This window comes from Eikenella sp. (assembly GCF_057315495.1).
This window is the reverse complement of the sequence record NZ_DBHKXY010000028.1, coordinates 104,248-113,545: the sequence shown is the minus strand read 5'-3', so window position 1 is coordinate 113,545 and position 9,298 is coordinate 104,248. Positions and strand designations below refer to the sequence as shown.

Genomic DNA, 9,298 nt, shown 5'->3' with positions numbered 1-9,298 from the left:
GCCTTGCAGGATAAGGCTTGCGGGGGGGCTTTAGCACCTTTTTTGTTACTTATGCTGGAGTTGCGCAGAGATGGCAGCAGATATAGGTAGATCGGGTGTAGAAGTGAGGGATGAGAGCTAGCTAAAAGCATATCGGTACAAGCGGAAAAGGCTACCTGAAAGCTTTCAGGTAGCCTCTCTAAATGCGGCATCAAATTGTTCTACAACACGGATTTAACTGTATCAACCACATTTTCCACGGTAAAGCCGAATTCTTTGAACAGCAGATCGGCAGGGGCGGATTCGCCGAAGCGGTTGATGCCGACGACTGCGCCGTTCAGTCCGACGTATTTGTACCAGCCGTCGGCGTGTCCGGCTTCTACGGCGATGCGCGGCAGGCCTTCGGGCAGGACGGCGGCTTTATAGGCGGCGTCTTGGCGGTCGAAGACGTTGGTGGACGGCATGGAAACGATGCGTACGGCGATGTTTTGCGCGGCGAGGGCTTTTTGCGCTTCCAAGGCCAGCTCGACTTCGGAACCGGTGGCAATGACGACTGCTTGGGCGTTGCCTTGGGCTTCGCTGATGACGTAGCCGCCGCGTTTGATGTCGTTCAGTTGTTGTTCGTTGCGCGCTTGGAATTTCAGGTTTTGACGGCTGAAAATCAGGCAGGACGGATGGTCTTCGGCTTTTGCCGCTTCCGCCCATGCGACCAAGGATTCGGCAGTGTCGCACGGACGCCATACGTCCATATTCGGAATCAGGCGCAGGGTGGCGGTTTGCTCGATCGGTTGGTGGGTCGGGCCGTCTTCGCCGAGGCCGATGGAATCGTGGGTGAAGACGAAGACGGGGTTGATTTTCATCAGTGCCGCCATGCGCAGGGAGTTGCGTTCGTATTCGCTGAACATCAGGAAGGTCGCGCCGAAGGGTTTAACGCCGCCGTGCAGGGTAAGGCCGTTCATGATGGCACCCATGCCGAACTCGCGTACGCCGTAGTGGATGTAGTTGCCGCCTTTTTCGCGGGTAACGGAGACGCTGTTTGACCAGTCGGTCAGATTGGACGGGGTCAGGTCGGCAGAACCGCCTACCAGTTCGGGCAGCGCTTTGGCGAGGATTTCGATGCTGTTTTGGCTGGCTTTGCGGGTGGCGATGGTTTCGGCTTTGGCGCACACTTCTTGCAAGGCCGTCTGAATATAGGCGTCGAAGTTTTCAGGTAGCCTGTGTTCCATACGGCGCACGAATTCTGCGGCTTCTGCAGGATATTTGGCTTGGTATTGTGCGAACAGTTCGTTCCATTCGGCTTCCAGTTTTGTGCCTTGTTCTTTCGCGCTCCATGCGTCGTAAATTTCTTGCGGGATTTCAAAGGCGGGGTAAGTCCAGCCCAGATGTTTGCGCGTGGCTTCGATTTCGTCCGCGCCCAAAGGTGCGCCGTGGGTTTTGTGGCTGCCTTCTTTGTTGGCGCTGCCTTTGCCGATTAAGGTTTTGCAGCAGATAAGGGACGGTTTGCCGGTTTCAGCTTTGGCCGCTTCAATGGCCGTCTGAATGGCATCGGTATCATGACCGTTTACATTTGGAATCACATGCCAGCCGTAGCTTTCAAAGCGTTGCGGGATGTTTTCGGTAAACCAGCCGTCCACTTTGCCGTCGATGGAAATATTGTTGTCATCATACAAAACAATCAGTTTGCCCAAGCCCAAAGTGCCAGCTAGTGAGCAGGCTTCGTGGGATACGCCTTCCATCAGGCAGCCGTCGCCCATGAAGACGTAGGTGTAGTGATCGACGATGTTCAAACCGTCTTTATTGAACTCGGCGGCAAGGATTTTTTCCGCCAATGCCATGCCCACTGCGTTGGCAATGCCTTGACCCAACGGGCCTGTCGTGGTTTCCACACCGTCGGTGTAGCCGTATTCGGGGTGGCCGGGGGTTTTGCTGTGCAGTTGGCGGAAGTTTTTCAGATCTTCAATGCTCAGGTTGTAGCCGGTCAGGTGCAGCAGGCTGTACAACAGCATGGACGCGTGGCCGTTGGAGAGGATGAAGCGGTCGCGGTTGTAGAATTTGGGGTTGGCGGGGTTGTGGTGCAGGAATTTCGTCCACAATACTTCCGCCATTTCCGCCATGCCCATGGGCGCGCCGGGGTGGCCGGAGTTGGCTTTTTGGATGGCGTCGGCGGAGAGGAAGCGGATGGCGTTGGCAAGTTGGGAGGGCATGGTGTTTCCTAATGGTTTGGTTAAAGGGTAATGAGGCTACCTGAAAAAGACAGTAGGTTATTCGCCGCTTAACAGGGCGTAATTTTCGTAAACGGATTCGACAAGCGGGGTAAAGTCATCGGTGGAGAAATAGGCATGGCCGATGCCGATTAACCGGCTTAAAGGGTCGTCCGTATCGACGGGTTCGGCATCTTCACCGGTAACAAAACCCTGCTGCGCGCGCGCTATCATGCCTTGCACGTATTTCGCGCCCGCGCCGAGGCCGGTGAGTTTGCCGGCCACATAGGCATCAATGTTGTCGGTATCCATCAGGCACACCAGCCGACCGAAGCCGAAGCAGTAGCCGTAGAAGGTGAAGCCCGCCACTTGAAACAGCAGTTCGTCGTTTATATCCCAGCGCGGATCGTTTGTGATGGCGGAGAAAAGGCAGTTTGCTTTGTTGTGGAAGGCTGGTTGCATGGTGTGTTTTTAGGAGTGTCGGTTTGTTTGTGAACGAATGCCGCAAAACGGCGCAAATTATCGCACTTTTGGCCGTGTCGTTCAAAACATCAGGCGAACAGTTTTTCCAGTGCGGCTTCAATATCGCGACGCACCACGGTTTTGCCGCGGTTGCTGTTGATTACCGTGTAGCGTTCGGGCGCTGCGGCGGCGCGTTCGAGGTAGCTTTGGCGCACGCGGGTGAAGAAATCGGCTTCCTCCTGCTCGAAGCGGTCTTTGTTGCGGCCGCGTTCGATGCGCGCCAGGGAAACTTCCAACGGCACGTCGAGCAAGATGGTGAGGCTGGGGCGCAGGTTGCCTTGCACCCATTGTTCGAGCTGGGCAATATCGGCCTCAGGCAAGCCGCGGCCGCCGCCCTGGTAGGCGAAGGTGGCATCGGTGAAACGGTCGGACACCACGGATACGCCGTCCTCCAGTGCGGGCAGGATAACGCTGTCGATATGCTGGGCGCGGGCGGCAAACATGAGCAAGGTTTCGGCACGCAGCCCGGCTTGGGTTTTCGGGTTGAGCAGCAGGCGGCGCAAGGCTTCGCCCAAGGGCGTACCGCCTGGCTCGCGGGTGAACAAGACGGGGCGCCCTTGTGCGGCAAACCATTCTCGGATCACGGCCAGCTGGGTGGTTTTGCCGGCGCCGTCGATGCCGTCGAGGGTGATGAAATGGGCAGTCATTTTTAACTCCGTTGAGGCTTATATTTCAGCTTTGCAGAAACCCAGACTTGCTTTGCAAAACATTGTTTGCTGCGTTGAATTTGCGTTTCAGGTAGCCTTTTTTCAGTTTGAGGCTACCTAAAAAGGTGTTGGTGGCTTAGTCGAGAAAATCATCTTTTTCCCAATAGTGCAGAACGGCGCGGATGGGATCTGCTTCTGAGGCGTTAGGATGTTTGCTGGTATAGTTTTCGATGATGTCGGAGAAGGTAGGTGCTTCGAGCCAAGAGTTGTAGTCGGAATTGTCTTCAATGAATAACTCGTCTTCTTCGGTATCGGGCAGGAGGAAAGTGCAGCTTTGTAGTCCGGCCGGGGTGTCGGTGTCGGAATTGCCGGTTATGTAAAGGAAGCCGTAGTCGGGCAGGCTGCCGACGGCGGCGATGAGTGTTTGGATGCCTTTGAAGGTTTGCATGATAAAGCTCCTGTGGCGGCTGGCGGATGGGGCTACCTGAAAAATGTATGGATGGATTTCAGGTAGCCTACAGTTTCAGTGCTGCTGTTGGCTTGGCTGTTCGCTCGCTTCGTTTACAGGGGTGGTGGCGCTTTCGATATTAAGGTGTTTGCGCAATACGAAGGCTTGGGCGGCGAGGAAGATGCCCATCAGGATGAGCTGGCCGTAGCTTTTGAAGTGGATAAACAGGTTTTTGGCCTGCTCGGAGGCGTCGTAGTGGTAGAGGCCAAACCAGTAGTGCAGGGCGGCGAGCAGGAGGAAGAAGGCGGCCCAGGCGTAGGTGAGGCGCTGCCAGCCTTGCTGGCTGAATCGGAATACGTCTTTGGCTACGGGCTGCATCAGGGGCTTGCCGATGAGGGCGCTTATGGCTAGGGCTAAGGCGAAGCTGAGGTTGATGATGGGGGTTTTCCAGCGCAGGTAGAGGTCGTCGCGCAGGAGGATGGTGGCGCCGCAGAAGAGGATGGTGAGCACGAGCACCACCCATTGCTGTTTGGTGAGCCGCCATTTTTGCCGCACGAGGTGGATACCGTACACAACCAGGGTGGCAGCCAATACGGCAGCAGCGCCGGCCAAGAGGCCGAATTTTTTGGAGGCGATGAAAAAGGCGATGAGGGGGAGGAGGTCGAGCAGGGCGGTCATGTTACGGTCTTTTCAAAATATAGCGGCGGACGTTGGCGTTGTGTTCGTCTAATGTGCGGCTGAATTCGCTTTTGCCGGTGTTGTCCATGCGGGAGACGAAATAGAGGTAGTCGGCACCGCTGGGATGAGCGGCGGCCTGGAGGGCGGCTTCGCCGGGCAGGGCGATGGGGGTGGGGGGCAGGCCGTCGCGGGTGTAGGTATTGTAGGGGGTGTCGCGCTGGAGGTCGGCACGGCGGATGCGGCCGTTGTAGGCGCTGCCCATGCCGTAAATCACGGTGGGGTCGGTTTGCAGGCGCATGCCTTGGTTGAGGCGGTTGACGAATACGGCGGCCACGTTGGCGCGGTCTTCTTCGTGCGCGGTTTCTTTTTCGATGATGCTGGCCATGGTGAGCAGCTCGTAGGGGTTTTGATACGGCAAATTGCCGGCACGGTCGCTCCAGGCGGATTGCAGCTGGCTTTGCATGCGGCGGTAGGCAAGGCGGTAGATTTGCAAATCGCTGCTGTCGTAGTCGATTTCGTAGCTGTCGGGGAAGAAGCGGCCTTCGGGATGCTGGATATCGGCATCGGAGGCGATGGCAGCGAGGAGTTGGCGGTCGCTCCAAGATGCAGTGTCGTGGCGGATGTCGGCGGTTTGGTTGATGAGGCGGCGCATTTGGGCAAAACGCATGCCTTCGATAATGCGCACGGTGATGGTGTCGGGGCGGCCGTTTTTCAGGTGGCGCAGGATTTGCCAGGAGGAGGCGCGGGGTTGGAGGCGGTAGTGGCCGGGCAGGAGCTGTTTGTGGGTGCCGGTGAGGTAGGCGGCGGCCACGAACACCCAGCGGCTGTAGATGGCGTCGTTGGCAGCCAGCGTGCGGCTCACGCTGCCGATGCCGCTGCCGCGCTCCACGCGCAGGCGTTGGCTGTGGGTGTCTTTGGGGGCGAAGAGGAGGCCGGCAAATAGGGCGGCAGCCAGCAGGATAATGGCAAGCAGGGAATAGAGGGTTTTTTTCAGCATGGGTTCGGTGTGGCCGATTAAAGGGCGGCAGTATAGCCCAGGGCGGGGCGGATGCGAAGCGGGTGTGGTTTATTTGGAGGACTGGTAAAGGCTACCTGAAACTGCTTTTTTGTTTTTCAGGTAGCCTTTTTGCAGTTTGCAGGCCGAAGCTTATTCTTCCTCTTTGCCAAACCAGCGTTGCCAGCCTTCGCGGATTGGCGGGGCGATTTTCAGCAGGTATACCAACACCACGATATTGCCTGCTGCCACGATAAGGTAAAGCAGGTTGATGCTGTCGAACAGCCATAGAAGGATGGCGGAGAGCAGGGCGGCGGCCACCATGAAGAGGCCGTTGATGATGTTGTTGGCGGCGATGGCATGGGCGCGGAATTCTTCGCTGCTGGCGGTTTGCAGCCAGGTGTAGAGCGGCACGGAGAAGAAACCGCCGCAGAAGCCGAGCAACACGATGCAGAGCATCACGGCATAGGCGTCGCCGCGCAACAGGAAGCTGCCGATGCCGCTGTATTCGTGGTAGTGCGTGCCGTGTACGAGGGAAACGAGTAGCAGGCCGAATATGGCCATGCCCACCGTGCCCACGGCCACCCAGCCGAGGTTGAGCCGGCGGTGGCTGAGTTTGGCGCACAGCACCGAACCGCTGCCGATGCCAATGGAAAACAGGGTAAGCATCAGGTTGAACACATTATCGTTGCCGCCCAAGTGCAGCTTGGTGAAGGTGGGCAGCTGGGTGGTGTACACCGCGCCGATAAACCAAAACCAGGAAATGCCGATGATGGCGGCGTAGATTTCGCGGTTGGCAAAGGCCTGTTTCAGAATGGTTTTGGAGTTGCGCACAATGTGCCAGTCGATTTTTGCTTCGGGGGTTTTCGGCGCCACGCGCGGCATAAACAGGCTGGAGGCGAGGCCGCCGGCAGCAATGATGAGCAGGAAAACGGATACCGTGGTGCCGCCGATGCCGGCCAGAATGGTGCCCAAAATCTGGCCGAACAGGATGGCGAGAAACGTGCCGCCTTCCACCAGGCTGTTGCCCACAATCAGCTCGTGTTCGTCCAAATAATCGGGCAACACGGCGTATTTCAGCGGGCCGAACAGGGTGGAATGCAAGCCCATCAGGAAGATGCAGAGCAGCAGCAACAGCAATGATTGCTTGAGAAAGCCCACCGTGGCCAGCAGCATAATCAGCACTTCGGCCACTTTCACCGCCACTGCCATGCGGCTGCGGTCGAATTTGTTGCACAGCTGGCCGGAGAGGGCGGAAAACAGGAAAAAGGGCAGCACAAACAGAAGTGCGCTCACGTTAATCATCTGCGCCGGCTCAATGACGCCGTTTTTGCCCAAACCATAAAAGCTGATCATGGTGGCCAGCGCGATTTTGAATAAGTTATCGTTGAGCGCACCGAGGAATTGGGTGCCGAACAGCGGGGCAAAGCGGCGCGATACGGCAAATTTGAAGCCTGGATTCATGGTTTGTCCTGCGGGGGTGGGGAGTCGGGATGCACGGAATCGTCGTCCATCAGAATGCGGTGGGCGGGGCCTTCCAAATCGTCAAACTGGCCGTTGTGGCCGGACCACCAGAAGAAATAACCGATAACGAAGGCCAGCACGATGCTGATGGGAATCAGGATAAACACGCTGTCCATCAAAGGTTTCCTTCCAAATCGGTGAGCAGCAGGGTGTGGCCGCCGAGGCGCAGGTATTGCTGGCGGACATCGGCCGCCAGACCGCCTTCCGCATCATACAGGGCGATACCGTCGCCATGCGGCTGCCAAACCAGCAGCTGGCCGGCCAGGGCTTCCAATGCGCGGGCGGATGCGGCATCTTCCGGCGGTAGCGCGGCGGCGTGCGCCTGGATCATGGCGCTGCCGGAGACGGGTTCGTCATCGTTGTCGGCGATGAGCACGAGGAAACCGAGCAGGGTGCCGTTGGGTGTGCTGAGGGTGAATTGGCGCATTTTCAGGTAGCCTTTTGTTTCAGGTAGCCTTAGTTGTGTGTTATTTGCTGTTGAGCAGCCAATATTGCAGGCCGACCAGGGTTTTGCCGTCTTGAATTTGGTTGGCGGCAATGGCTTCCTGCACGGCTTGGCGCGAGAGCAATACGGTTTCGATAAATTCGTCTTGGTCGGGCTTACGGGTGCTGGTGGGCGTGATGCCTTCGGCGAGGTAGAGATACATTTTCTCATCGCAGAAGCCGGGGGCAGTGTAGAAGGTATGCAGCAGGCGCACGGATTGGGCGCGGTAGGGGGTTTCTTCTTCCAGTTCGCGCGCGGCGCACACGGCTGGGTCTTCGCCGGCATCAAGCTTACCGGCAGGCAGCTCGAGCAGGGCTTGGCCGGTGGCGTAGCGCCATTGGCGCACCAGCACCACTTCGTCTGCTTCGGTAACGGCCAGCACGCAGGCGGCGCCGGGGTGGCGGATAACGATGCGGTAGCTTGGGTTGCCGTTGGGCAGGCGTACGGTGTCGCGGGCGATGGTAACGAATTTGCCGTCGAAAATCGGCTCGGAAGAAAGTTGGGTTTCGGTGAGGTTCATTGCAGTATGGTGAGGCTACCTGAAATTTTCAGGTAGCCTTTCTATGGAAGCAGATTATTGGGAAACGTAGCCGCGCAGTTCTTTGGCCTTGTTACGAGCCTCGGTGGCGGTACATTCGAGGCGGGCGAGCTGACCGTTGTTGCCGCCGCCGGCCTGTTGGGCGGCTTGAGCACATTTGGCGGCGCTGCTGGCGGCCCAGGATTGGTAGTCTTGGCCGATAATGTCTTTCACATCGGCCGGAACGCTCTGCCACACGTTGCGCAATTCCTGTTGAGCGGCTTGGGCGCGCTGGGTGGCTTCAGTGAGCTGGTTGCCGGTGAAAGTTTCGGCTTCTTGCTTGAGTGCGGGTATGCGCTGCTGCACCTCGCGGGTGTCGCATTCGATACGCAAGGCTTCCTGCTCCAGCGGTTCGGTGGAGTCGGCCTTGCTTTGGTAGGCACATTGGCTCTCGCGCAGGCGGCTCCACTGGTTTTGAGCATCTTTGAGCTGGGTGCGGGCGGCGGCAGGCAGAGCTTGCCAGGCTTTATTGAGTTCATCGTGTGCCTGTTTGTTTTGGGTACGCAAGAGCTCAATACGGGCTTGCAGGCGGTTTTGGTCGAGCGTGTTCAGTTCTTGCTGGCGGGTTTCCTCAGCAGCAGATTTCTGGCGGATTTCGGCTACTTGTTTGGCTAAATCGGGGGCGGCGAGGTAGAAGGCGGCGGGATAGAGTAGGCCAGCAGCAATTTCTTTACTGGCCACGTTCACGACGAGTTTGTCACCGTTGTCGGTTTGGCTGACGGTGTAGCTGAAGGGGGCGATGAAGCCGCCTTTGCCGTCGGGCTTGAGCATATCGCCCGCGCTCATCAGGCCGTTGTAGTCGATGCCGTCGGTTTCGTTGATTTCAAGGTAGCTCTCGATGCTTTGTTTGATGCGGGTTTGGGCTTCGGGCTTAGGGGCGAGGCGTAGGGTGGCTTCGCAGGAGAGCGTTTTGCTGCCTTCGGAGGCGGCTTGGGTGGTGCGGATGTCAGTGATTTCGAAGCCGAGTTGCCCGAAGGCGGCCTGCACTTCGGATGCGCCGGATTCGAAGTAGGGCAGGCCGCTTTCTTGGGCGGGCGATACGGCGGCCTGGATTTGGTCGGTAAGCTGCCCGATGGCTTCGGGCGCTTGGCAGCTGAGGGCGGCCGGTTTGGCTTCTTCTTTGCCACAGGCGGCCATTGAGGCAGCAATCAGAAGGGCGAGGATGGGTTTAATCAGGGGTTTCATATTTGGATTCCTTGATTAGGAAATGGATAACAGTATTCTAACCCGCCGTGGCGAGCCGT

At 57.8% G+C, this 9,298-nt stretch carries 11 protein-coding genes; all 11 read right to left on the bottom strand.

Annotation, left to right across the window (positions count from 1 at the left end; translation table 11 throughout):
- Positions 1-200: 200 nt before the first annotated feature.
- Positions 201-2,183 carry a transketolase gene (tkt, locus tag ACO6EE_RS04810; protein ID WP_485959623.1) on the bottom strand — a complete coding sequence of 661 codons (1,983 nt, stop codon included), beginning with the start codon at positions 2,181-2,183 and terminating at the stop codon, positions 201-203.
- Positions 2,184-2,240: 57 nt separating this feature from the next.
- Positions 2,241-2,642, bottom strand: a complete 402-nt coding sequence (locus ACO6EE_RS04805; RefSeq protein WP_485959622.1) for a hypothetical protein — start codon at positions 2,640-2,642, stop codon at positions 2,241-2,243.
- Between the two features lie 89 nt (positions 2,643-2,731).
- Positions 2,732-3,349: a dTMP kinase gene (gene tmk, locus ACO6EE_RS04800; RefSeq protein ID WP_485959620.1), complete on the bottom strand. Its 618-nt coding sequence runs from the start codon at positions 3,347-3,349 to the stop codon at positions 2,732-2,734.
- Between the two features lie 136 nt (positions 3,350-3,485).
- Complete coding sequence (locus tag ACO6EE_RS04795) at positions 3,486-3,797, bottom strand: DUF7716 domain-containing protein (RefSeq protein ID WP_485959619.1); 312 nt, start codon at positions 3,795-3,797, stop codon at positions 3,486-3,488.
- Positions 3,798-3,872: 75 nt separating this feature from the next.
- Positions 3,873-4,475, bottom strand: a complete 603-nt coding sequence (locus ACO6EE_RS04790; protein WP_485959618.1) for an inner membrane-spanning protein YciB — start codon at positions 4,473-4,475, stop codon at positions 3,873-3,875.
- Position 4,476: 1 nt separating this feature from the next.
- Positions 4,477-5,472 (bottom strand): endolytic transglycosylase MltG, encoded by a 996-nt coding sequence (gene mltG / locus ACO6EE_RS04785; protein ID WP_485959616.1) that lies wholly within the window; start codon positions 5,470-5,472, stop codon positions 4,477-4,479.
- A gap of 150 nt (positions 5,473-5,622) precedes the next feature.
- The gene (locus tag ACO6EE_RS04780) at positions 5,623-6,933 is read right to left on the bottom strand and encodes an MFS transporter (protein ID WP_485959614.1); all 1,311 of its coding nucleotides are present in this window, start codon (positions 6,931-6,933) and stop codon (positions 5,623-5,625) included.
- Positions 6,930-7,109, bottom strand: coding sequence for a cbb3-type cytochrome oxidase assembly protein CcoS (gene ccoS / locus ACO6EE_RS04775; protein ID WP_003822854.1), 180 nt, complete (start codon positions 7,107-7,109; stop codon positions 6,930-6,932). The genes ACO6EE_RS04780 and ccoS overlap by 4 nt, the downstream gene beginning before the upstream one ends.
- Positions 7,109-7,420, bottom strand: coding sequence for an HLGFF motif protein (locus ACO6EE_RS04770; protein ID WP_485959611.1), 312 nt, complete (start codon positions 7,418-7,420; stop codon positions 7,109-7,111). The genes ccoS and ACO6EE_RS04770 overlap by 1 nt, the downstream gene beginning before the upstream one ends.
- Positions 7,421-7,460: 40 nt before the next feature.
- Entirely contained in the window at positions 7,461-7,997 is a 537-nt protein-coding gene (locus ACO6EE_RS04765) for an NUDIX hydrolase (RefSeq protein ID WP_485959610.1), read from the bottom strand.
- A 54-nt stretch (positions 7,998-8,051) separates the two neighbouring features.
- Entirely contained in the window at positions 8,052-9,239 is a 1,188-nt protein-coding gene (locus ACO6EE_RS04760; RefSeq protein WP_485959608.1) for a lysozyme inhibitor LprI family protein, read from the bottom strand.
- Positions 9,240-9,298 lie beyond the last annotated feature (59 nt).

Bases quoted from the DNA above. Each gene is read 5' to 3' on its own strand.
- tkt (WP_485959623.1), bottom strand. From the start codon at position 2,183: ATGCCCTCCCAACTTGCCAACGCCATCCGCTTCCTCTCCGCCGACGCC.
- ACO6EE_RS04805 (WP_485959622.1), bottom strand. From the start codon at position 2,642: ATGCAACCAGCCTTCCACAACAAAGCAAACTGCCTTTTCTCCGCCATC.
- tmk (WP_485959620.1), bottom strand. From the start codon at position 3,349: ATGACTGCCCATTTCATCACCCTCGACGGCATCGACGGCGCCGGCAAA.
- ACO6EE_RS04795 (WP_485959619.1), bottom strand. From the start codon at position 3,797: ATGCAAACCTTCAAAGGCATCCAAACACTCATCGCCGCCGTCGGCAGC.
- ACO6EE_RS04790 (WP_485959618.1), bottom strand. From the start codon at position 4,475: ATGACCGCCCTGCTCGACCTCCTCCCCCTCATCGCCTTTTTCATCGCC.
- mltG (WP_485959616.1), bottom strand. From the start codon at position 5,472: ATGCTGAAAAAAACCCTCTATTCCCTGCTTGCCATTATCCTGCTGGCT.
- ACO6EE_RS04780 (WP_485959614.1), bottom strand. From the start codon at position 6,933: ATGAATCCAGGCTTCAAATTTGCCGTATCGCGCCGCTTTGCCCCGCTG.
- ccoS (WP_003822854.1), bottom strand. From the start codon at position 7,109: ATGGACAGCGTGTTTATCCTGATTCCCATCAGCATCGTGCTGGCCTTC.
- ACO6EE_RS04770 (WP_485959611.1), bottom strand. From the start codon at position 7,420: ATGCGCCAATTCACCCTCAGCACACCCAACGGCACCCTGCTCGGTTTC.
- ACO6EE_RS04765 (WP_485959610.1), bottom strand. From the start codon at position 7,997: ATGAACCTCACCGAAACCCAACTTTCTTCCGAGCCGATTTTCGACGGC.
- ACO6EE_RS04760 (WP_485959608.1), bottom strand. From the start codon at position 9,239: ATGAAACCCCTGATTAAACCCATCCTCGCCCTTCTGATTGCTGCCTCA.